This window comes from Polaromonas sp. YR568 (genome assembly GCF_943369415.1).
GTDB lineage: Bacteria > Pseudomonadota > Gammaproteobacteria > Burkholderiales > Burkholderiaceae_C > Polaromonas.
This window is the reverse complement of record NZ_CALRNF020000022.1, coordinates 62573-83904: the sequence shown is the minus strand read 5'-3', so window position 1 is coordinate 83904 and position 21332 is coordinate 62573. Positions and strand designations below refer to the sequence as shown.

The 21332-nt window shown below is 66.4% G+C and carries 20 protein-coding genes and 1 riboswitch; of the genes, 11 read left to right on the top strand and 9 right to left on the bottom strand.

All coding sequences use genetic code 11. The features are described 5' to 3' along the window. Window positions 1-32: 32 nt before the first annotated feature. Window positions 33-2054: a monovalent cation:proton antiporter-2 (CPA2) family protein gene (locus ACLV74_RS14995; RefSeq protein WP_411880196.1), complete on the bottom strand. Its 2022-nt coding sequence runs from the start codon at window positions 2052-2054 to the stop codon at window positions 33-35. 94 nt (window positions 2055-2148) lie between these two features. Here ACLV74_RS14995 and ACLV74_RS14990 point away from each other — a divergent pair, with 94 nt between their 5' ends. The 4 genes from ACLV74_RS14990 (at window position 2149) to ACLV74_RS14975 (ending at window position 5450) form a co-directional block, all read left to right on the top strand. Beyond that, window positions 2149-3141, top strand: a complete 993-nt coding sequence (locus ACLV74_RS14990) for an SIS domain-containing protein (protein WP_411880195.1) — start codon at window positions 2149-2151, stop codon at window positions 3139-3141. A gap of 154 nt (window positions 3142-3295) precedes the next feature. Next, window positions 3296-3898, top strand: a complete 603-nt coding sequence (locus tag ACLV74_RS14985) for a KdsC family phosphatase (RefSeq protein WP_411880194.1) — start codon at window positions 3296-3298, stop codon at window positions 3896-3898. Continuing rightward, window positions 3895-4647: an LPS export ABC transporter periplasmic protein LptC gene (gene lptC / locus ACLV74_RS14980; protein WP_411880193.1), complete on the top strand. Its 753-nt coding sequence runs from the start codon at window positions 3895-3897 to the stop codon at window positions 4645-4647. Before ACLV74_RS14985 ends, lptC begins: the two co-directional genes overlap by 4 nt. A gap of 26 nt (window positions 4648-4673) precedes the next feature. Next, on the top strand, window positions 4674-5450 hold the full coding sequence (locus ACLV74_RS14975) for an SDR family oxidoreductase (RefSeq protein ID WP_411880192.1): 777 nt from the start codon (window positions 4674-4676) through the stop codon (window positions 5448-5450). Window positions 5451-5553: 103 nt separating this feature from the next. Here the strand turns inward: ACLV74_RS14975 and ACLV74_RS14970 are convergent, their stop codons facing one another. From ACLV74_RS14970 to ACLV74_RS14955, 4 genes are all read right to left on the bottom strand, one after another. Then, a complete protein-coding gene (locus ACLV74_RS14970) occupies window positions 5554-6027 on the bottom strand; it encodes an RNA recognition motif domain-containing protein (RefSeq protein WP_411880191.1) in 474 nt (157 codons plus the stop codon). A 693-nt stretch (window positions 6028-6720) separates the two neighbouring features. Beyond that, window positions 6721-6939: a zf-HC2 domain-containing protein gene (locus tag ACLV74_RS14965; protein WP_411880190.1), complete on the bottom strand. Its 219-nt coding sequence runs from the start codon at window positions 6937-6939 to the stop codon at window positions 6721-6723. An 18-nt stretch (window positions 6940-6957) separates the two neighbouring features. Next, window positions 6958-7524 (bottom strand): sigma-70 family RNA polymerase sigma factor, encoded by a 567-nt coding sequence (locus ACLV74_RS14960; protein ID WP_411880189.1) that lies wholly within the window; start codon window positions 7522-7524, stop codon window positions 6958-6960. 40 nt (window positions 7525-7564) lie between these two features. Continuing rightward, on the bottom strand, window positions 7565-8767 hold the full coding sequence (locus tag ACLV74_RS14955) for an ammonium transporter (RefSeq protein WP_411880188.1): 1203 nt from the start codon (window positions 8765-8767) through the stop codon (window positions 7565-7567). Window positions 8768-8941: 174 nt separating this feature from the next. Further along, a riboswitch (yybP-ykoY riboswitch) is annotated at window positions 8942-9115 on the top strand. A gap of 8 nt (window positions 9116-9123) precedes the next feature. On the opposite strand from ACLV74_RS14955, the gene ACLV74_RS14950 reads away from it, so the two are divergent. The 7 genes from ACLV74_RS14950 to otnI all read left to right on the top strand — a co-directional run bounded on the left by ACLV74_RS14950 (window position 9124) and on the right by otnI (window position 16854). Then, window positions 9124-9681: a TMEM165/GDT1 family protein gene (locus ACLV74_RS14950; RefSeq protein WP_411880187.1), complete on the top strand. Its 558-nt coding sequence runs from the start codon at window positions 9124-9126 to the stop codon at window positions 9679-9681. 263 nt (window positions 9682-9944) lie between these two features. Continuing rightward, a complete protein-coding gene (metX, locus tag ACLV74_RS14945; RefSeq protein WP_411880186.1) occupies window positions 9945-11105 on the top strand; it encodes a homoserine O-succinyltransferase MetX in 1161 nt (386 codons plus the stop codon). Further along, window positions 11102-11710 carry a methionine biosynthesis protein MetW gene (gene metW / locus ACLV74_RS14940; RefSeq protein WP_411880185.1) on the top strand — a complete coding sequence of 203 codons (609 nt, stop codon included), beginning with the start codon at window positions 11102-11104 and terminating at the stop codon, window positions 11708-11710. The genes metX and metW overlap by 4 nt, the downstream gene beginning before the upstream one ends. 117 nt (window positions 11711-11827) lie before the next feature. Then, window positions 11828-12709: a chromate resistance protein ChrB domain-containing protein gene (locus ACLV74_RS14935; protein ID WP_411880184.1), complete on the top strand. Its 882-nt coding sequence runs from the start codon at window positions 11828-11830 to the stop codon at window positions 12707-12709. Beyond that, the gene (gene chrA, locus ACLV74_RS14930; RefSeq protein WP_411880183.1) at window positions 12706-14094 is read left to right on the top strand and encodes a chromate efflux transporter; all 1389 of its coding nucleotides are present in this window, start codon (window positions 12706-12708) and stop codon (window positions 14092-14094) included. Before ACLV74_RS14935 ends, chrA begins: the two co-directional genes overlap by 4 nt. A gap of 76 nt (window positions 14095-14170) precedes the next feature. Then, the gene (locus tag ACLV74_RS14925; protein ID WP_411880182.1) at window positions 14171-16015 is read left to right on the top strand and encodes a SulP family inorganic anion transporter; all 1845 of its coding nucleotides are present in this window, start codon (window positions 14171-14173) and stop codon (window positions 16013-16015) included. A 5-nt stretch (window positions 16016-16020) separates the two neighbouring features. Continuing rightward, window positions 16021-16854: a 2-oxo-tetronate isomerase gene (gene otnI / locus ACLV74_RS14920; RefSeq protein WP_411880181.1), complete on the top strand. Its 834-nt coding sequence runs from the start codon at window positions 16021-16023 to the stop codon at window positions 16852-16854. 15 nt (window positions 16855-16869) lie between these two features. On the opposite strand, the gene alkB is transcribed toward otnI, so the two are convergent. From alkB to ACLV74_RS14900, 4 genes are all read right to left on the bottom strand, one after another. Continuing rightward, on the bottom strand, window positions 16870-17523 hold the full coding sequence (alkB, locus tag ACLV74_RS14915; protein WP_411880180.1) for a DNA oxidative demethylase AlkB: 654 nt from the start codon (window positions 17521-17523) through the stop codon (window positions 16870-16872). A 30-nt stretch (window positions 17524-17553) separates the two neighbouring features. Next, the gene (locus tag ACLV74_RS14910) at window positions 17554-18285 is read right to left on the bottom strand and encodes a 2OG-Fe(II) oxygenase (RefSeq protein WP_411880179.1); all 732 of its coding nucleotides are present in this window, start codon (window positions 18283-18285) and stop codon (window positions 17554-17556) included. Between the two features lie 99 nt (window positions 18286-18384). Next, window positions 18385-18816: a Cu(I)-responsive transcriptional regulator gene (cueR, locus tag ACLV74_RS14905; protein WP_411880178.1), complete on the bottom strand. Its 432-nt coding sequence runs from the start codon at window positions 18814-18816 to the stop codon at window positions 18385-18387. Further along, the gene (locus ACLV74_RS14900; RefSeq protein WP_411880177.1) at window positions 18813-21251 is read right to left on the bottom strand and encodes a heavy metal translocating P-type ATPase; all 2439 of its coding nucleotides are present in this window, start codon (window positions 21249-21251) and stop codon (window positions 18813-18815) included. Before ACLV74_RS14900 ends, cueR begins: the two co-directional genes overlap by 4 nt. Window positions 21252-21332 lie beyond the last annotated feature (81 nt).

Here is a 21332-nt window from a genome sequence, read left to right as displayed (position 1 = left end):
ATTTTGCGCCCGTGCGCGGCGCGTAAACCGCGTCAGCCCGCGGCGGCGGCGGTCGCCGGCTTGGCCGGGCGGCCGCGCAGCAGTTTTTCTTCGGCCATGGCCAGCGCGCCGGGCTTGCCCGACAGCACCAGCGTGTCGCCGCTTTCGAGCAGCGTGGTGTCATCCACGCCCAGCGTCTTGCCGTTGCTGCGGCGCAGGCTGACGACCCGCACGCCCCCCGCCTCCAATGCGAGGGATCCCAGCGGCGTGCCCGCGGACTTGATGCCCAGCGGCAGCGTGACGGTCGACAGGCGCTCCTGCTCCATCTCGTTGACCGTGTCGTCGTCGGCGCCGCGGAAGTAGCCGCGCAGCAGGTTGTAGCGGGCGTCGCGCTGGTCCTGCACCACGCGGATCACGCGGCGCATGGGCACGCCCACCAGCGCGAGCGCGTGGCTGGCGAGCATCAGGCTGCCCTCGATGGCTTCAGGCACGACTTCGGTGGCGCCGGCGGCCTGCAGCTTTTCCAGGTCGTGGTCGTCCACGGTGCGCACGATAACCGGCACCGTGGGCGCATGGGCGCGCGTGTTGGCCAGCACCTTGAGGGCGCTGGCCGTGTCCAGGTAGGTGATGACCACCGCGCTGGCGCGCGACAGGCCGGCGGCCATCAGGGCCTGCAGGCGCACCGCGTCGCCGAACACCACGGAGTCGCCGGCGGCGGCGGCCTGGCGCACGCGGTCGGGGTCCAGGTCCAGCGCCATGTACTGGATGCCTTCGCGCTCCAGCATGTGGCCCAGGTTCTGTCCGCAGCGGCCGTAGCCGCAGATGATCACGTGCTTGTTGGCGTTGATGGATTTGCGCGCGATGGTGGTCATCTGCAGCGATTGCTGCAGCCATTCGCTGGAGACCAGCTTCATCACGATGCGGTTGCTGTACATGATGATGAAAGGCGTGGCCAGCATGGACAGCACCATGCTGGCCAGGATGGGGTTCAGCAGGGCCGGCGGCACCAGGCGATTCTGCTGGGCCAGCGTGAGCAGCACGAAGCCGAACTCGCCGGCCTGCGCCAGGTACAGGCCCGTGCGCAGCGACACGCCGGCCGTCGCGCCCAGCGAGCGGGCCAGCGCCGTGACCAGCACCAGCTTGAAGACGACGGGCAGCGTCAGCAGCAGCAGCACCAGCGGCCAGCGTTCCAGCACCAGGCGCCAGTCGAGCAGCATGCCGATGCTGATGAAGAACAGGCCCAGCAGCACGTCGTGGAAGGGCCGGATGTCGGTTTCGACCTGGTGCTTGTATTCGGTCTCCGAGATCAGCATGCCGGCGATGAAGGCGCCCAGCGCCAGGCTCAGCCCGGCGCGCTCGGTCAGCCAGGCCAGGGCCAGCGTGACCAGCAGCAGGTTGAGCACGAACAGCTCTTCGCTCTTGCGCCGCGCCACGAGGGTGAGCCACCAGCGCATGATGCGCTGGCCGCCGGTCAGCAGCAGGCCGACCAGGACCGTCGCCTTCAAGCCCGCGATTGCCAGCGCCGTGAACAGCGCGTCGGCGGGCGCGCCCAGCGCCGGGATCAGCACCAGCAGCGGCACCACGGCCAGATCCTGGAACAGCAGCACGCCCATGACACGCTTGCCGTGCTCGGACTCCAGCTCGAGCCGCTCGGACAGCAGCTTGACCACGATGGCCGTGCTGCTCATGGCGATCGCGCCGGACAGCGCCAGCGCGGTTTGCCAGCCCATGGTCCACAGCCTGGGCGCCATGCTGGCCAGGAACAGCGAGCCGACGGTGGCCAGCACGATGGTGAGCACCACCTGCAGCAGCCCCAGGCCGAACACGTGGCGCCGCATGGAACGCAGCTTGGGCAGGTTGAACTCCAGCCCGATCACGAACATCAGGAACACCACGCCGAATTCGCCCAGGTGGCGGATGCCGTCGGAGTTTTGCGCCAGCGCCAGCGCATTGGGGCCTATGACCACGCCCACCGCGAGGTAGCCCAGCATGGGCGGCAGCTTGAGCGAGCGGCACGCCACCACACCGAGCACCGCGGCCAGCAGGTACAGCAGGGTCAGTTCAAGCGCGCTCATGCGTCGATGGTAGCCGAGGAAATTGCGGCGGCCGCGGCATTGCGCCTTGGGCAAGAGCGGCGTGGGCCTTTGTGCGCCTCTATAGAATGCAGCCATGAGCCAAGACGCCGTGAATTTTGATGCCCAGCAGGTGCTGAACCTGGCTCGCAAGACCTTTGAGATAGAAGCCGCCGCCGTCTCGGGCCTGGCGGGACGCGTGGGCGGCGAGTTTGCCGAAGCGGTGGCGCTGGTATTGGCCTGCCGGGGCCGTGTGGTGGTCATGGGCATGGGCAAAAGCGGCCACATAGGCCGCAAGATCGCCGCCACGCTGGCCTCCACCGGAACGCCCGCGATGTTTGTGCACCCGGCCGAAGCCAGCCACGGCGACCTCGGCATGATCACCAGCCAGGACGTGGTGCTGGCGATTTCCAACAGCGGCGAAAGCCAGGAGCTGACCGCGATCCTGCCGGTGCTGAGCCGCCAGGGCGTGCCGATGATTGCCATCACAGGCGGCCTGCAATCCGCGCTGGCCCGCCAGGCGCGCGTGACGCTGGATAGCAGTGTTGCCCAGGAGGCCTGCCCGCTGAACCTGGCGCCCACGGCCAGCACCACCGCGCAATTGGCCATGGGCGACGCGCTCGCCGTGGCGCTGCTCGACGTGCGCGGGTTCAAGGAAGAAGATTTCGCCCGCTCGCACCCGGGCGGCGCGCTCGGCCGCAAGCTGCTCACGCATGTCAGCGACGTGATGCGCAGCGGCGCCGACGTGCCGCAGGTGCGGCTCGAGACCAGCTTCACCGAGCTGATGCGCGAGATGAGCGCCAAGGGGCTGGGCGCATCAGCCGTCGTGGACGGCGCGCAGCGCGTGCTCGGCATTTTCACCGACGGCGACTTGCGCCGGCTGGTTGAAAAAGGCGTGGACCTGCGCAGCAGCAAGGCCGGCGAAGTGATGCATGCCGAACCGCGCACCGTGCGCGCGGACTCGCTGGCCGTCGAGGCGGTCGCGCTGATGGAGCAGCACCGCATCACCAGCGTGCTGGTGGTCGACGAGGCCGGTGTGCTGGTGGGCGCGCTCAACACCAACGACTTGATGCGGGCCAAAGTCATCTGATGAATATGGCCCCCACGCTTTTCGCTTCGCGTCATACGCTGCCCCCCGAGGGGGCCGCTGCGCCTGCGGCCTGGCGAAGCCAGTTCCGCGGCCCTGGCCTGGAGGGACAGCTGCTTGTGCCTGACGCTTCGATGCGGTTTTCAAGGGGCTACCCATGATGGTTGTGGCCCCCGCCCTGAACTTCGCGCCCGAGTTGCTGCTGCGCGCGCAGGGCGTCAAGGTGGCCTTTTTTGACGTGGACGGCGTGCTGACCGATGGCGGCCTGTATTTCTCGGAATACCCCGAAGGCCATGAACTGGCCCAGCCCGCCGGCGGCTACCGTGCCGCAGGCGAAATCATCAAGCGCTTCAACACGCTGGACGGCCACGGGCTGAAGCTGCTGCAACGCGCCGGCATTTCCCCCGTGGTCATCACCGGGCGCGACAGCCACGTGCTGCGCGCCCGCCTGCAGGCCCTGGGCGTCACGCATGCGTATTTCGGCACCGAAGACAAGCGCCCCGCGGCTGAACTGGCCCTGCAGGCGCTGGGCCTGGACTGGACCGCCGCCGCCGCCATGGGCGACGACTGGCCCGATTTGCCGGTCATGTCCCGCGTCGCCCTGAGCTGCGCGCCCTCGAATGCACACGCGGAAGTCCTTGCGCAGGCCCACCATGTCACGCGGGTGCCCGGCGGCCATGGCGCGGCGCGCGAGTTCTGCGACCTGCTGCTCATTGCCAGCGGGCGCTACGGCGAGCTTCTCCAGGAGTACCGCCAATGACGACGGCCTCGCGCAGTGCAGGGGCGGGCCGCAGCGGCGCCTTGCGGCGGTTCAAAAGCGGGTGGCGCGGTTTCCTGCGCGTGTGGGACAGCATGGCCATCTACATGCCGCTGCTCATGATGGGCGCGCTGGCGCTGGGCACCTACTGGCTGGTGCGCAACACCCCGATCTTCAGCGCGCCGGAGGCCGCCAGGGAGACAAGCCACGACATCGACTATTTCATGCGCAAATTCACCGTCAAGACCTTTGATGAAGGCGGGCTGCTCAAAAGCGAGATCTACGGCATCGAGGCCCGGCACTTTCCCGATACCGACATCCTCGAGATTGACCAGGCGCGCATCCGCAGCATCAGCCCTGACGGGCGCATCACCACCGCCACGGCCAACCGCGCCTATTCCAACGGCGACGGTTCGGAAGTGCAACTGACCGGCAATGCACTGGTGGTCAGGGAGGCCAGCAAGGACGCCAGTGGCAAGGAAACCCCGCGCATGGAGTTTCGCGGCGAGTTCCTGCACGCATTCCTGAACGACGAGCGCGTCCAGTCCCACAAGCCCGTGCTGCTGATTCGCGGCACCGACCAGTTCGTCGGCGACACTTTCGCCTACGACAACCTGGACCAGGTCGCCGATCTCAAGGGCCGCGTTCACGGCATCCTGGTGCCCCGCTCCGCGGCCAGCGCGCCGGGTCTGCCCACCTTGACCCTGCCGGCGCCCGCGCCGGCAAGCCCCGCCAAACCGGTCACCCCCTAGCGACCGCCTTTTCCAAGGGCCACCCCATGTCCAGACTCGTATTCATCACCGGCGCATCCAGCGGCATCGGCCAGGCGCTGGCCATGCGGTTTTATTCGGCGGGCTACCGGCTGGCGCTCGCCGCGCGCCGCACGGCCGAGGTCCAGGCATGGGCCGAAGCCAATGCCATCAGCGCGGGCCGTTACCAGGTCTACAGCGCCGACGTCAGCGACATCGACAGCATCGTCGCGGCCGGCCAGGCCTGTGTCGCCGCGCAGGGCATGCCAGACGTCGTGATCGCCAATGCCGGCATCAGCGTGGGCATGGACACCGCCGTGCGTTCCGACCTCGACGTGATGGCGCAAACCTTCGCGACCAACAACATCGGCGTGGCGGCCACATTCCATCCTTTTCTGGCCGGCATGTCGGCGCGCGGCACCGGTACGTTGGTGGGCATAGGCAGCGTGGCCGGCATACGCGGCCTGCCCGGCCACGGCGCCTATTGCGCCAGCAAGGCGGCGGTCATCACCTATTGCGAAAGCCTGCGCGGCGAACTGCGCCCCAGCGGCGTGAAGGTCGTGACGATCTGCCCCGGCTATATCGATACGCCGTTGACCCGCGAAAACCGCTACGCCATGCCCTTCCTGATGAAGGCCGAAGCGTTTGCCGACAAAGCCTTCGCGGCGATTCACGCCGGGCACAGTTACCGCGTGATCCCCTGGCAAATGGGGGTGGTGGCCAAACTGCTGCGGCTATTGCCCAATGCGCTGTTTGACAAGGTCCTGTCCGGCCGTGCGCGCAAACACCGCCAGGGTGAGCACTGAGTTTTTTCATCAGGCCCTGAAAAGCAAAAAGGCTTCAAAACCGAAGTCTTGAAGCCTTTTAAAGCGCTCTTCAGCCGGGGCTGAAGAGAGGGGTCAGCAGGGCTTAGTAGCCGCCGCGTCCACCACCACCGCCGCCACCGCCGGAACGGCCGCCGCCGCTACCGCCGCCGCCGTAGGGGCTACGGAAACCGCCGTCGCCGCCGCCGCCGCCGGAGCGACCACCGCCGCCGCCGTAGCCGCCACCGCCGGAACGGTCACCACCGCCGCCGCCGCCACCGTAGCCGCCACCACCGCCGCCGCCGAAGCCGCCGCTACGTGGAGGGCGTGCCTCCATGGGGCGTGCTTCGTTCACGACAACGCTACGGCCGCCCAGAGGCTGGCCGTTCATGCCGTTGATAGCTGCCTGGGCTTCTGCATCGCTGCCCATTTCGACAAAGCCAAAGCCCTTGGAACGACCGGTGTCGCGTTCCATCATGACTTTAGCGCTGGTCACAGCGCCGAATTGGCCAAAAGATTGTTGCAGGTCTTCGTCACGCACCGAGTAAGGCAGGTTGCCGACGTATAGTTTGTTGCCCATGAAGGGACTCCTCTAAAACACAAAAACAAAAGCGATGGGGTCCCGAAAGCACAACAAATCTTTAAACGTACCGCTGTAGCGCGCGAAACTGACCGATCACCTAACGTGTGCGAATGCTGACACTCGCACCAGCATATTATGCTTCAGTTATCCAAAACACAATCCACTATCGTTACTACCTAGAGGCCGCCAGCCCGCATAAACAGGGGCTTTCGAGGCTCTTGAGCCACAAATCCGGGCTTTGCCGGCGCATCAAACTAACGCGTTCAGCTTGCGGCTTAGGATCGATCCCAAAGCCCTGCAAAGCGCGTATGAGGCATAAAGTTTTGCATGCCGTAGCCGCGCGAAAGCCGAGAGACTTGCTACGGTCCAACTTGATAGTCAAGCCGTAATTGATCGGCAGACTAAGTTAGTGCATACATTTGAAAAATAAACGGTGCAAAAACAGAAAACGCAAGGTGTCATGGCCGGCTCATGGCACCAGCATGCTTGTGAACCGCGCCTCCCCGCAACGTCCCAACTGCCGATTGCGAGTCGTGTTCGCGCACAGTACCGATTAAGGGAAATAGTTACACAAAATTGCATCAAGCCCTGATGCTTTCAGAAGTTTCACGCGCCTGAAGGACGGCAAATGTGTCGTGACCGAATGGCGCTGGCGCGACTTATTCCGCCGGTTTCCACGCCGCCACCCGCCTAGGGCGAGGAGGCGCCATCGGAATAATGCCGCCAGCGTTTCATGGCCGCACGCATGGTCAGAATCTGGTTCTCGAACCTGGGGCAGGCATCGCAGGCCATCAAGTGCAGTTTGAGCGCAACGTGGTCCGGCAGGCTGAGCGCGCGGTCTTCGCGGGCGATCAGCAGGGCCGCCGCTTCACGGCAGGTGCGTCTTAGCAGGGTGGTTTTGGGTTTCACGTCAAGGAAGAGAGTGCATCAGATGCCGGGTTTGCCGAACCAGTGGATGTTCAGGCACTCCTGCAGGCGCAGGCGGGCCCGGTGCAACTGGACATAGAGGTTGGTCGGCGTCAGCGAGAGTTCCTTACAGACTTCCTGCGATGACAGCTCCAGCCACTCGCGCATCAGGAACAGCCGGCCCAGCGCGGGCGGCAGGCGCTCCATGCAGGCATCCAGCACCTGGAAGAACTGTACCTGCTGCAAAGTCTGGTCGGGGTTGCCCCAGTCATTGGGGGTTTCGGTGAAATGGCCGTCGGCCTTGAAAGACAGCCGGTCCAGCTCGTCCCCCTCGTCGTCGGCCTGCGCGTCGGGCACGGCCACCAGGCGCGCATTGCTGCGGATCAGGTCTATGACCTTGTGCTTGAGGATGCCGACCAGCCAGGTCTTGAGCTGCGAGCGGTTGCCGAAGGACTGGGGCTTGGACAGGGCGGCCAGCAGGGTTTCCGACACGGCGTCTTCCGCCCATTCGTCGTTGCGCAGCTGAAGCCGCGCAAAACGAAGGAGGTAGAGCCGGTGCTCAACCAGCTGCTCTTCAAAAGTAGGCATGGCGGCAAGTCTAGCCGCAGGCGTCCGCCGCCGCCACGCCTTACCAGTTGACTTCGCGGTCCGGCGTCGCGCCTATGCGGTGGATCGACAGGTCGGCGCCTTCAAATTCTTCTTCCTGGCTCAGGCGCAAGCCCATCGTGGCCTTGAGGGCGCCGTAGACGGCGAACCCCGCGAGCAATGCCCAGCCCACGCCCATCGCGCTGCCGATCAGTTGCGCGACCAGGCTCACGCCGCCCAGGCCGCCGAATGCCTGGCTGCCGAAAATACCGGCCGCGATGCCGCCCCAGAGGCCGCACAAGCCGTGCAGCGGCCAGACACCCAGCACGTCGTCGACCTTCCACTTGTTCTGCGTCAGCGTGAACATCACCACGAAGACGCCACCAGCGACGCCGCCCGTCACCAGCGCGCCCAGCGGGTGCATCAGGTCCGAACCCGCGCATACCGCCACCAGCCCGGCCAGGGGGCCGTTGTGCACAAAGCCCGGGTCGTTCTTGCCGAAGGCCAGCGCCGCCAGCGTGCCGCCCACCATGGCCATCAGCGAATTGACGGCGACCAGGCCGGAGATTTTGTCTATGGTCTGGGCGCTCATCACGTTGAAGCCGAACCAGCCCACGGTCAATATCCAGGCGCCTAGTGCCAGGAAGGGAATGTTCGAGGGCGGGTGGGCCGACACCGCGCCGTCCTTGCGGTAGCGGTTGCTGCGCGCGCCGAGCAGTATCACCGCCGGCAGCGCCAGCCAACCGCCCACCGCATGGACCACGATGGAGCCCGCGAAGTCATGGAACTCCGCGCCGGTCAGCGACTTGATCCAGGCCTGCACGCCGAAATGCTGGTTCCATACGATGCCCTCGAAGAAGGGATACACCAGGCCCACGATGACGGCCGTGGCGATGAGCTGCGGGTAAAAGCGCGCGCGCTCGGCAATGCCGCCCGAAATAATCGCCGGAATCGCCGCGGCAAAGGTCAGCAAAAAGAAGAACTTGACCAGCTCGTAGCCGTTTTTGGCGGCCAGCTGCTCCGCGCCGACGAAGAAATGGGTGCCGTAGGCCACGCCATAGCCCACCATGAAATACACCACGGTAGACACTGAGAAATCCACCAGGATCTTGACCAGTGCATTGACCTGGTTTTTTTTGCGAACCGTGCCCAGTTCCAGAAAGGCAAAACCGGCATGCATGGCCAGCACCATGATGCCGCCCAGCAGAATGAACAAGGCGTCCGAGCCCTGTTTTAGTGCTTCCATAGGTCCCTCTTGAGATGAAATGTGATTTGTTGGTGCGTAATTCGGAAAATTCCAGGAATCGCACCAAATACAAGCAAGAAATGCGCCGCAAGTGTGCGAAAACGCCTTTTTAAGACAATCTCGGGGTGACTGCCCGGTCTCCCGGTCGAAACTTTGAAAGCTAACGATATAATGCAGGCTGTCATTGGGGAGTAGCCAGCCTTTCAATCCTGAAAGGGGCTTGCGTCAACAGACTTGTCCACTCAGGACATGGCGCAAGCGGTCTTCGGATCACGCGAGACCTTTGACTGCACTGCCTCCGCTTCAGGCCGGGGATGCCGTGCAGTCATGGGTATTCGGCCGGAGTCTTTTTTGAAATGGAAGCTTTCCTCGTCTCCACGGGCATCGTCGCCCTCGCCGAAATGGGCGACAAGACGCAACTCCTCGCGCTCATCCTCGCCGCCCGCTTCAAGAAGCCTTGGCCCATCGTCGCCGGCATCCTGGTCGCAACCCTGGTCAACCACGCGCTGGCGGGCGCCGCTGGCGCCTGGGTCACCACGCTGATCGGCCCGCAAATGCTGCGCTGGATCCTGGGCGCCTCATTCCTCGCCATGGCGGCGTGGATGCTGGTGCCCGACAAGATAGACGCGGACAAGGATGAAAAGCCGCCGCGCTTCGGCGTGTTTTTCACCACCGTGCTGGTGTTCTTCCTGGCCGAAATGGGCGACAAGACGCAGATCGCCACCGTGATGCTGGCCGCGCGCTACGACGCCATCGTCAGCGTGGTGGCCGGCACCACGCTGGGCATGATGCTGGCCAACGCGCCCGTCGTCTGGCTGGGCGAGCGCGTCACGCGCCTGGTGCCGCTGCGCGCTGTGCACATTGTGTCGGCGCTGATCTTCGCCGGGCTCGGGTTGGCCGCATTGCTTATGTAACCCTGTTGGTTGTGCCGGCTGGAACTCTTATGCCAGCATGAGCCGCGGGACTGGCTTTGCCAGACCGCAGGCGGGCGGCCCCCCCGGGGGGCAAGGAGTTACACGCAGTGAACGACTGTGGGGGCTCCGGCCACCGGGGTATACTTTGTTCAGCGCCGATTTGCTCAGCTTGCGGGCGCTTAAAAAGTACAGCTAAAGACGACCTCCAGGGACCCGGACTCGCTTTAGCGATGCCGGGTTTTTTGTTTTCTGCAGGTGATTTTTTGACACTCATTGCCACGCCGCTCAGCATGCATTTTGTCGAGGCCTTGCCGCTGCAAAGCGGCGCCTCGATACGCGCCTACGACCTGAGCTATGAAACCTACGGCGAACTCAACGCCGACAAGTCCAACGCCGTGCTGATTTGCCACGCGCTCAACGCCTCGCACCATGTGGCGGGCGTTTACCTCGATGCGCAGGGCCGGCCGATCGACAAATCCGAAGGCTGGTGGGACACCATGATTGGCCCCGGCAAGCCGGTCGACACCGAGCGCTTCTTCGTGATCGGCGTCAACAATTTGGGCTCCTGCTTCGGCTCCACCGGCCCCATGCAGCCCAACCCCGACACGCAGGAACTCTACGGTGCCGACTTCCCCGTCGTCACGGTGCAGGACTGGGTCAGCGCGCAGGCGCGCCTGCTGGACCGCCTGGGCATACAGACGCTGGCCGCCGTGATGGGCGGCAGCCTGGGCGGCATGCAGGCTCTGGCCTGGACGCTGCAGTACCCGGATCGCGTGCGCCACGCCGTGGTGGTGGCCAGCGCGCCCAACCTCACGGCCGAAAACATCGCCTTCAACGAAGTGGCACGCCGCGCCATCGTGACCGACCCGGACTTTCACGGCGGCCATTTCTACCGCCACGGCGTGCTGCCCAAACGTGGCCTGCGCATCGCCCGCATGATCGGCCACATCACGTATTTGAGCGACGACGTGATGAACGAAAAATTCGGCCGCCAGCTGCGCCAGGCGGTCGCTGAAACCGTGAACGCCGACACGCCCTACAAATACACCACACAAGATATCGAGTTCGAAATCGAAAGCTACCTGCGCTACCAGGGCGACAAGTTCAGCGAGTACTTCGATGCCAACACCTATCTGCTGATCACCCGCGCGCTCGACTACTTCGATCCGGCGCGCACGTATGGCGGCAGCCTGACCCGGGCGCTGGCCCACGTCACGGCCAAGTTCCTGCTTGTGAGCTTCACCACCGACTGGCGCTTCTCCCCCGCGCGCAGCCGCGAAATCGTCAAGGCGCTTCTCGACAACCAGCGCGACGTGAGCTACGCCGAAATCGACGCGCCGCACGGCCACGACGCATTTTTGCTGGAGGACGACCGCTACCTCGGTGTGGTGCGTTCCTACTTCCAGAGCAAGGTGGCCGCATGAACCCGCTTGTCGAACTCAATGTGCAGCCCTCGGCTGACATGCTGTCCATCGCGCGGCTGGTGCCGCACGGCTCCCGGGTGCTGGACCTGGGATGCGGCACCGGCGAAATGCTGGACTACCTGATCCGCGAACGCGGCTGTTCCGGCTACGGCGTCGAGATCAACGACGCCAACGTGCAGGCCTGCGTGGCGCGCGGCGTCAACGTGATCCAGCTCAACCTCGAGGAAGGCCTGGCGCTGTTCGGTGACAGCTCGTTCGATGTGGTGCTGCAAATAGACACCTTGCAGCACCTGCGCAACGCCGAAACCATGCTGCGCGAAACCGCGCGCGTGGGCCGCGCCGGCATCGTCGTGTTCCCCAACTTCGGCCACTGGCCGAATCGCCTGGCCGTCGCGCGCGGCCGCATGCCGGTGACAAAGGTTCTTCCCTACCAGTGGTACGACACGCCCAACATCCGCGTCGGCACGCTGCAGGATTTTGAAGCGCTGGCGCTACAGAACGAGTTGAAGATCCTCGATGCCTTCGGCCTGCAGGACGGCCGCGAGGTCCGCTTCTGGCCGAATGCCCGCGCCAGCCGCGCGGTGTTCAAGTTCCAGCGCGGCTAGGGCGCTGTTCAGAGTCTCCCGGCGGTGCTAGTATCCGGCTATCGGGATTTCAGCCTCCCGACTCTTCACAGATAGACGGTGTCCCGTCCAAGCGCTGGCAACTCATTGGAGTATTCCGTGGACACCTCTACCCTTTCCGTTCCTTTTATTTCCCCCCAGGATCTCGCCGCCCGCATGGGCCGCGCGGATGCGCCCCTGCTGCTCGACGTGCGGCGCGAGGCCAAATTCCGCGAAAGCCCGCAGCTGCTGGCCGGCGCCCGGTATTGCGCGCCGGAAGACGTGGCCGCCTTCGCCGCATCGCAGCTACCGCGCGAGGTGATTGCCTATTGCGTCTATGGCCACAACGTCAGCGCCGACGCCGTCACCGAATTACGGGCCGCGGGCTGGAATGCCTATGCGCTGGCCGGCGGCCTGGCGGGCGGCGAAGACGGCGTCGATACGCCGCAGGACATCGCCCAATGGCGCGCGCAGCGCCCGCCTACCATCGCGAAACGGCCCGACTGGGGTGTGACGGGGGAGCAGCCCTCGCGCTGGATCACGCGCGAGCGGCCCAAGATAGACCGCATCGCCTGCCCCTGGCTGGTACGACGCTTCATCGATGCGCGCGCGGAGTTTTTGTATGTGCCGGCGCCGCAGGTGCTGGCGGAAGCGAAGCGCCTGGGCGCCGTGGCCTACGACATTCCCGGCGCGCCGGTCTCGCATGAAGGCGAACTCTGCAGTTTTGACGTCCTGTTGAACGCCTTTGAACTCGACCATCCCGCGCTGCGGGTGCTGGCGCGCATCGTGCGCGGCGCCGACACCGACCGTCTCGACCTCGCGCCGCAATCGGCCGGGTTGCTGGCCTTCTCGCTGGGCCTGTCGCGCCTGCATGCGAACGACGATCACGCCATGCTGGAGGCCGCCATGCCGATGTATGACGCGCTTTACGCCTGGTGCCGTGATGCGCAGGACGAGCCGCATAACTGGAAGCTGGACACCATGACAGGAGCCCCGCAGTGACCACCGCCTTGCCCTCTTCCCTTCCCTTGCCGCACGAACGGCCGGCGGCCGTGTCTTTTGCCGACGCGCTGAAGTTCTGGCTCAAGCTCGGCTTCATCAGCTTTGGCGGGCCGGCTGGGCAAATCGCCATCATGCACCGCGAACTTGTCGAGCAAAAACGCTGGATCAGCGAGCGCCGCTTTCTGCACGCGCTCAATTACTGCATGCTGCTGCCCGGTCCCGAGGCGCAGCAGCTGGCCACTTACATCGGCTGGCTGATGCACCGCACCTGGGGCGGCGTGGTAGCCGGCGCACTGTTTGTGCTGCCTTCGCTGTTCATCCTGATCGCGCTGAGCTGGGTCTACGTGGCGTTTGGCGACGTGCCGCTGGTCGCGGGCTTGTTCTACGGCATCAAGCCCGCGGTGGCGGCCATCGTGCTGCAGGCGGTGCACCGCATAGGCTCGCGCTCGCTCAGGAAGCCGTCGCAGGCGCCCCTGCTGTGGGCGATCGCGGTGGGCAGTTTTGCCGCGATCTATGTGCTGAGGCTGCCGTTTCCGCTCATCGTGCTGGGCGCGGCCGTGCTGGGCTGGCTGGGCGCGCGTTTCGCGCCGGCGCAGTTTGCCGGTGGCGCCGGGCATGGCGCCGCGCAAAAAGGCTACGGGCCGGCGCTGATCGACGACGACACGCCGACCCCGGAACACGCGCGCTTCAAGCCTTCGCGCCTGGCCGCCGTGCTGGGCGCCGGCGCCGTGCTGTGGCTGCTGCCCATGGGCGCCCTGATGGCAACGCAGGGTTGGAACGCCACGCTCACCCAAATGGGCTGGTTCTTCACCAAGGCCGCGCTGCTCACCTTCGGCGGCGCTTACGCGGTGCTGCCTTATGTGTACCAGGGCGCGGTGGAACAGTTCCATTGGCTCACAGGCCCGCAAATGATCGACGGCCTGGCGCTGGGCGAGACCACGCCCGGGCCGCTGATCATGGTGGTGGCCTTTGTCGGCTTCATGGGCGGCTGGGCCAAGCAGGTGCTGGGGCCGGAGATGCTGTTTCTGGGCGCGGCGCTGGCGGCCACGGTCGTGACCTGGTTCACCTTTTTGCCTTCTTTCCTGTTCATCCTGGCCGGCGGGCCGCTGGTCGAGTCCACGCACGGCAAGCTGCATTTCACCGCGCCGCTCACCGCCATCACGGCGGCGGTGGTCGGCGTGATCGCCAGCCTGGCCTTGTTCTTCCTCGCGCACATCGCCCTGCGGGCGGATACCGGCCCCTGGCTGGGTCGGCTGGATTTCTACGCGTTGGCCATCACGCTGGGTGCAGCCGTGGCATTGTTGCGCTACAAGCGTGGCGTGATCCCGGTGATCGCGGGGTCGGCCCTGGCCGGCCTGCTGCTGCGCCTGTCAGGCTTGGCCTGATGGCTGCGCGAGGGCCCGGGCGCGGTATGCTCAAGCCCTCGTGATGGAACCCACCGCCTCCCGCGCACCCCGGCCAATGATCCCGCTCCTGGAACGCCTGTTCGGCGACTGGGTGCGCGAGGTGTCGCCCGCCACCGTGCGGGCCGACGCCATGGCCGGCCTGCTGGGCGCGGTGCTGGTGCTGCCGCAGGGCATCGCCTTCGCGACGCTGGCCGGGTTGCCGCCGGCCTACGGCCTCTACACCGCCGTCATTCCCTGCATCATTGCCGCGCTGTTCGGCTCCAGCCGGCACGTCATGTCGGGCCCGACCAACGCCAACTCGCTGGCCCTGTTCGCCATGCTGTCGCCGCTGGCCATCGCTTTCAGCCCGCTTTACATCCAGCTCGCGCTGGCCGTCACCGTAATGGTCGGTGTCATGCAGTGGCTGATAGGCGCGCTGCGCCTGGGTGTGCTGGCCAATTTCATTTCGCCGGCCGTGCTGTTTGGGTTCACCTCGGGCGCCGCGCTGCTGATCGCCGTGCATGCGCTGCCCGACCTGCTGGGCCTGGCGGCCGCGCCTGAGCACAGCGCGGGGGCGGTGCTCGGGCACGTGCTCGCAAACCTCGGCTCAGCCCAGCCGCTGGCGCTGGGTGTTGCGGCCATCACGCTGGGCGTGGCGCTGCTGTTGCGCCGTGTGCGCCGCAACTGGCCTTACATGCTGGTCGGGCTGGTGGTGGCTACCGCGCTGGCCTGGGTCTGGGCTCGCTTCCTGCACCCCGATGCCACGCCCTCGGCCTCGCTGCGCACAGTGGGGCAAATTCCCGTGCCCTGGCCGCGTTTTGAAGTGCCGCGCATCAGCTGGGCACAGGCGGCGGATCTTGTCGGCCTGGCCTTCGCGCTGACCATCGTGGCGCTGGGCCAAGCGATTTCGATTGCCAAAACGGTGGCGCTGCGCTCGGGCCAGCGCATAGACGCCAACCGCGAGTTCCGCGGCCAGGGCCTGTCCAACATCGTCGGCGGGTTTTTCTCGAGTTATGTCTCCTGCGGCTCCATGAACCGCTCCATGCCCAACCTGGAAGCCGGCGCGCGCACGCCACTGTCCTCCGTGTTTTCCGCGCTGCTGCTGCTGGCGCTGGTGGCCGTCAGCGCGCCGCTGCTGGCGCAGATCCCGATGGCCGCTTTGGCGGCGTTGCTGGTGCTGGTGGCGTTTGCGCTGCTCGATGCCGCGCGCTGGCGCCAGCTGCTTGCCTTGAGCCGCAGCGACTTCGGCGTCGCCCTGGCCACCATGGCGGCCACCGTCACCATACGGCTGGAAATCGCGATCCTGCTGGGCATGATCCTGTCGCTGATGTCTTTCCTCTACCGCACGTCAAAGCCCGCGATGCGCACCATGGGTTTTGACAGCCGCGGGCTGGACCGCCAGTTCGTGGTGATAGACAACTCGCCCGACGCGGGGCTGGAAGCCACCAAAACGCCGGCCCCTGACGGGCCCGACGAAGCGCCGCGCCAGGTGCTGCCGGAATGCCCGCAACTCAAGCTGCTGCGCATGGAAGGCGAGGTCTACTTCGGCGCGACCCAGCATGTGGCCGACATCCTGCATGCGCTGCGCACCCAGCCGCAGCCGCAAAAGCACCTGCTGGTCATGGGCAAGAGCATGAACTTCATCGACCTGGCCGGCGCCGAGTTGTGGGAAGCAGAGCTCGCGGCGCGCCGCGCCATGGGCGGCGACCTGTACTTCCACCGGCCCCGGCCCGAGGTGATCCGCATGTGGCGCAAGACCGGCTTTACCAGCGTGCTTGGCCCCGAGCACCAATTCCCCGATAAATTCACCGCCATCGCCACCATCTTCAACAAGCTGGACCCGGAAATCTGCCGGCGCTGCACCGCGCGGATATTCTGGGAATGCAAAACCGCGCCCGGCCCCGACACGCCCACGACCTGAAACCCATGCCCCAATTCGCCGCCAACCTCAGCTGGCTGTACACCGAGCTTCCCATGGCCGAACGCTTTGCCGCCGCCGCGCGCGACGGTTTCACGGCGGTGGAAATCCTCTCGCCCTACGCCTGGGCGCCGGCGGAACTCAAGGCCATCCTGCAAGAGCACGGCCAGCAACTGGTGTTGTTCAACGCGCCGCCGGGCGGCGTGGATGTGACGAGTATCGAAAAGGCCTGGGCCTCCGCGCAAAAAGGAACGGCCTGCCTGCCGGGCCATGAGGCCGAGTTCCGCGCCGGCATCGCCATCGCGCTTGAATATGCGCAGGCCCTCGGCTGCCCGCGCATCCACGTCATGGCGGGCATAGTGCCCGCCGGCGTGGAGCGCGAAGCGGTGCAGCCCATCTATGTGAACAACCTGCGCGAGGCGGCGGTGCAAGCGGCCAAGGTGGGTGTGGACCTGCTGATAGAACCCATCAACACGCGCGACATCCCGCGTTTCTTTTTGAACCGCCAGGACCACGCGCATGAAATCATTCGCGAGGTAGGCGCGGCCAACGTCAAGGTGCAGATGGACCTCTACCACTGCCAGGTGGTAGAAGGCGACCTCGCCATGAAGCTGCGCAAATACCTGCCCACAGGCCATGTCGGGCACCTGCAGATCGCCGGCGCGCCCGGGCGCAACGAGCCCGACGTCGGCGAGATCAACTATCCCTATTTGCTGGCGCTGCTCGACGAGCTCGGCTACAGCGGCTGGGTCGGTTGCGAATACAAACCGCTGCGCGGCGCCCAGGCTGGTGCCACACCGGACGGGCTGGGCTGGCTGAAAAAATTTCGCGAACGCGCCTGAGCGCGTTCGGCGGGGTCAGCGCGCGCAGCGAAACGTCAGGTTGATGCGCCGCCCGCCCAGCCGCGCATGCTCACCCTGGGCCAGCGGTGCCACGCCGTGATAGGCCAGCCGCGACAGGCCGCCCCACACCGCCACGTCGCCATGCTGCAGGCGGTAACGCACGGGGCGGTCGTTGCGATTCAAGCCACCAAAAAGGAAGACGGCCGGCAAGCCCAGCGATACCGACACGATGGGCGCGTCCATGTTGCCCTCGTCCTTGTCCTGGTGCAATGAAAGACGTGCCCCGGGTTCGTAGCGGTTGATCAGGCAGGCGTCGGGATGGAAATTCTCAAAACCGGCTTCCGCGGCGGCGCGCAGCGCCAGGTCGGAGAAGCAGGCGGGCATGGCAGGCCAGGGCTTGCCGGAGAGCGGGTCTTTCGCGTCATAGCGGTAGCCGCTGCGGTCGGACACCCAGCCCAGCGCGCCGCAGTTGCTCATCGCAACCGACATGGTGTAGCCGCCCGGCGTGACCAGGTGGCGCAGCGGTGCGGCTGCGGTGACGGCTTCCACGGCCTGCAGCAGGGCCTCGTCCACGCCGAGCGCAAAACCGCGCAGCAGCACCGCGCCGGGCGCGATCACTTCGGGCGCCGTGTACGGCGCCGGCGTTTCATCGAACAGCCCCAATGTCAAACCATCTCCTTTGCGGCGCGAGCGGCAGGCTCACTGCGCGTCATGAAAAATAATCCCCAGCGTATGCCGGTGCCCGCTGCGCACGGTGCTCACGCCGTGCCGCATGTTGACCCGGTAGAAGCCCCGGCCGCCCTGCACCGGGCGGTGATGCACCGCAAACACCACGGCATCGCCCTGCTTCAAAGGCACGACCTCGGGCCGCGACTGCATGCGCGGGCGCTGCTCGGTCAGCACAAATTCGCCGCCGGTGAAATCCTCGCCCGGCCGCGACAGCAGCACTGCGACCTGGATGGGAAACACGTGCTCCCCATACAAATCCTGGTGCAGGCAGTTGTAGTCGCCGGGCCCATATTGCAAGAGCAGTGGCGTGGGCCGCGGCTGGCCGGCCGCGTGGCAGCGCGCGAGGAAATCGGCATGGACAGCGGGATAACGCACGTCCATGCCCATGGCTTCGTTCCAGGCATTCGCTACGCCGACCAGGCGCGGGTAAAGCGTGGCGCGCAGCCGCGCGACGATGTCCGGCAGCGGGTAGCTGAAATACTGGTATTCGCCCTGGCCGAAGCCGTGGCGCTGCATCACCACGCGGCTGCGGAAGCGGCTCGCGTCGATGTAGAGCGCAGTGACGGCTTCGCATTCCTGCGCGCCCAGCAGTTGCGGCAGTACGGCGCTGCCGTGGCGGTTCAGCGTGGCGGTGGTGCGGGCCCAGTCGTCCGCGTGTACAGGGTCAGGCAACAGGGCAGGTGCTTCGGTAACAAGGGGCATGCGGCAGTCCGTAGACGATGGAAGTTCCATCAACAGCCTTCAGGATAAATCCGGCGGCTCGCTCCCGCTCGCCGGAATCGGACATTTCATTCGAATGCTTCAAGCCGCCAATTCGGTCAGGATGGGGCAGTCGGGCCGGCTGTTGCCCTGGCAGCAATGCGCCAGGTGGCCCAGCGTCTGCTTCATCGCCTCCATCTCGGCGATGCGGCGCTCCAGGTCGGCGACGTGAGCCAGCGCGATGCGTTTGACGTCGGCGCTGGCGCGGCGCTTGTTCTGCCACAGCTTGAGCAGCTCGGTGATCTCGGCCATGCTGAAACCCAGCGCGCGGGCGCGGCGTATGAAGCGCAAGGTGTGCACCTCTTTTTCGCCGTACTGGCGATAGCCCGCGCCGGTGCGGTGCACCGTGGGCAGCAGGCCCAGGGACTCGTAGTGGCGGATCATCTTGGCCGACACGCCGGAGCGCGTTGCGGCCTGGCCGATATTGAGCGGGCCGGTGGCAATAGCGTCAAGGGTCTCAATGGCTTCAGTCACGGGGTGCTTCCTTTCCAGCGGCGCAGCAGCAAGGCATTCATCACCACGCTGGCGCTGCTGAGCGCCATGGCGGCGCCGGCGATCACGGGGCTCAGAAAACCCAGCGCGGCCAGCGGGATGCCGACCACGTTGTAGACGAATGCCCAGAACAGGTTCTGGCGTATCTTGGCGTAGGTGCGGCGGGAGATATCGATGGCATCGGCCACCAGCGACGGGTCGCCGCGCATCAGCGTGATGCCCGCCGCGTGCATGGCCACGTCGGTGCCGGTGGACATGGCGATGCCCACGTCGGCGGCCGCCAGCGCCGGCGCATCGTTGATGCCGTCACCCACCATGGCCACGCGCCCGCCATGCGCCTGCACACCCGCGCGAAGCTGGCCGATGATGGCGGCCTTGTCTTCCGGCAGCACCTGGCTGCGCACCAGGTCCATGCCCAATTGCCGCGCCACGGCTTCGGCGCTGCCGCGGTTGTCGCCGGTCACCAGCGCGGTCTGTATGCCCAGCGCGTGCAGGCGGGCAATGGCAGGCCCGGCGCCGGTTTTGAGCGTGTCGCCAAAGGCCATCAGCCCCAGCAAGCGGGGTGTTTCGCCGGCTTCGGCCAGCCAGGACACCGTGCGGCCCTGGGCTTCGAGTTCCCTGGCGCGCGCGTCCAGCACGGCAAAGCCGGCGAGGTCCAGCCCCAGCTCCTGCATGAAGCGCGGGCTGCCGAGCCGGAGTTCGCGCCCGGCCACCACGGCGGCCATGCCGCGTCCGGCCACGGCGCGCAGCTGTGTGGCTGCCGGGATTTCGACCCGCTGCTCCATCGCGCGCCGCATCACCGCGCGGGCCAGCGGGTGTTCACTGCCCGACTGGATGGCGGCGGCCCAGGCCAGCAGTTCATCCGCCGCGATGCCATGGGGCTCCAGCGCCACCAGCTCGGGCTTGCCTTCGGTCAGCGTGCCGGTCTTGTCGAAAGCCACGACCTTGACGCCGTGCGCCACCTCCAGCGCCTCGGCGTCCTTGATCAGGATGCCCCGGCGGGCGGCGGCCCCGGTGCCCACCATGATGGCGGTGGGCGTGGCCAGGCCCAGGGCGCAGGGGCAGGCAATCACCAGCACGGCGACCGCGTTGAGGATGGCGGCCTCCCAGTCCTGCGTCGCCAGGCCCCAGCCCAGCAGCGTGGCCACGGCAATGCCTATGACCACCGGCACGAAGACGGCGCTGACCTGGTCGACCAGCCGCTGTATGGGCGCTTTTTTGGCCTGGGCCGATTCCACCATGCGCACGATGCGCGCCAGCGTGGACTCCGCCCCTATGGCCGTGGTGCGGACCACGACCAGGCCTTCGGCATTGACCGCGCCGCCCGTCACGTGCTCGCCCGCGTGTTTGGCCACCGGCAGGCTTTCGCCGGTGATCAGCGATTCGTCCACCTGCGTGGCACCTTCCACGATCTCGCCGTCCACCGCGATGCGTTCGCCGGGGCGCACCACCACCAGGTCGCCGAGCTGTATGTCCTGCAGCGCGACGTCCTCGTCTTTTCCGTCACGGCGGCGGCGCGCCGTGTCGGGCCGCAGCGCCTGCAGTGCGCGGATGGCGGCGGTGGTCTGGTGCTTGGCGCGCGCTTCCATCCATTTGCCCAGCAGCACCAGGGTGATGACGACGGCCGAGGCCTCAAAGTACAGGTGGGCCATGCCGTGGCCGCCATGCCGCAGCAGCTGGTAGACGCTCAGTCCGTAGGCCGCCGAGGTGCCCAGGGCCACCAGCAGGTCCATGTTGCCGGTGCGGGCGCGCAAGGCGCTCCAGCCGGCGCGGTAAAAACGCGCGCCCAGCCAGAACTGCACCGGCGTGGCCAGCAGCCACTGCAGCCGGCCGTCCAGCATCCAGTCCTTGCCGAACAGCGTGCCCAGCATGGGCAAGGCCAGCGGCGCCGACAGGGCGGCCGCCAAGGCAATGGGCCACCAGGCGGCGGCGGGCTTGTCCACGGGAGCGCCGGAGGCCGGGATCTCGCGTGCCTGGTAGCCGGCCCTGGCGACCGCCGCCACCAGCGCCGGCAGCATCGCGGCGCTGCCCGCCACGCTGACCTCGGCGGTCTCGGTCGCCAGGTTGACGCTGGTCGACAGCACGCCCGGCACCTGCTGGAGCGCTTTTTCCACGCGCGAGACGCAGGAGGCGCAGGTCATGCCGTCGATCTGTAGCTGCAGGGTTTGTGTGGCCACGGCGTAACCCGCTTTCGTGACCGCCGCCTTCAGGGTGTCCATGCCGACGTCGCCGCTTGCCTTGAGGCTGGCCTGCTCGGTCGCGAAGTTGACGCTGACGTCCTGCACGCCGGGGACGGCGGCCAGCGAGCGTTCCACGCGCGCCACGCAGGACGCGCAGCTCATCCCCTCGATAGCGAACTGCCAGTCGGTCAGCGCGGGCGCGGTGGGCGGTGTTTTCAAGGTGGATGTGAGGTTCATGGCAGTAGTCTGAACCTTACCACCATGGGAGGGTCAAGCGCCGCGCTGTAATGGCCTTGAATCAAGGCAGGGCTTGGCAAG

Coding starts and splice junctions, on each gene's coding strand:
- ACLV74_RS14960 (WP_411880189.1), bottom strand. CDS start 7,524: ATGCCTACTTTTGAAGAGCAGCTGGTTGAGCACCGGCTCTACCTCCTT.
- ACLV74_RS14910 (WP_411880179.1), bottom strand. CDS start 18,285: ATGCCCCTTGTTACCGAAGCACCTGCCCTGTTGCCTGACCCTGTACAC.
- ACLV74_RS14975 (WP_411880192.1), top strand. CDS start 4,674: ATGTCCAGACTCGTATTCATCACCGGCGCATCCAGCGGCATCGGCCAG.
- ACLV74_RS14970 (WP_411880191.1), bottom strand. CDS start 6,027: ATGGGCAACAAACTATACGTCGGCAACCTGCCTTACTCGGTGCGTGAC.
- ACLV74_RS14995 (WP_411880196.1), bottom strand. CDS start 2,054: ATGAGCGCGCTTGAACTGACCCTGCTGTACCTGCTGGCCGCGGTGCTC.
- ACLV74_RS14900 (WP_411880177.1), bottom strand. CDS start 21,251: ATGAACCTCACATCCACCTTGAAAACACCGCCCACCGCGCCCGCGCTG.
- ACLV74_RS14985 (WP_411880194.1), top strand. CDS start 3,296: ATGATGGTTGTGGCCCCCGCCCTGAACTTCGCGCCCGAGTTGCTGCTG.
- ACLV74_RS14955 (WP_411880188.1), bottom strand. CDS start 8,767: ATGGAAGCACTAAAACAGGGCTCGGACGCCTTGTTCATTCTGCTGGGC.
- ACLV74_RS14990 (WP_411880195.1), top strand. CDS start 2,149: ATGAGCCAAGACGCCGTGAATTTTGATGCCCAGCAGGTGCTGAACCTG.
- ACLV74_RS14925 (WP_411880182.1), top strand. CDS start 14,171: ATGATCCCGCTCCTGGAACGCCTGTTCGGCGACTGGGTGCGCGAGGTG.
- lptC (WP_411880193.1), top strand. CDS start 3,895: ATGACGACGGCCTCGCGCAGTGCAGGGGCGGGCCGCAGCGGCGCCTTG.
- ACLV74_RS14950 (WP_411880187.1), top strand. CDS start 9,124: ATGGAAGCTTTCCTCGTCTCCACGGGCATCGTCGCCCTCGCCGAAATG.
- metW (WP_411880185.1), top strand. CDS start 11,102: ATGAACCCGCTTGTCGAACTCAATGTGCAGCCCTCGGCTGACATGCTG.
- otnI (WP_411880181.1), top strand. CDS start 16,021: ATGCCCCAATTCGCCGCCAACCTCAGCTGGCTGTACACCGAGCTTCCC.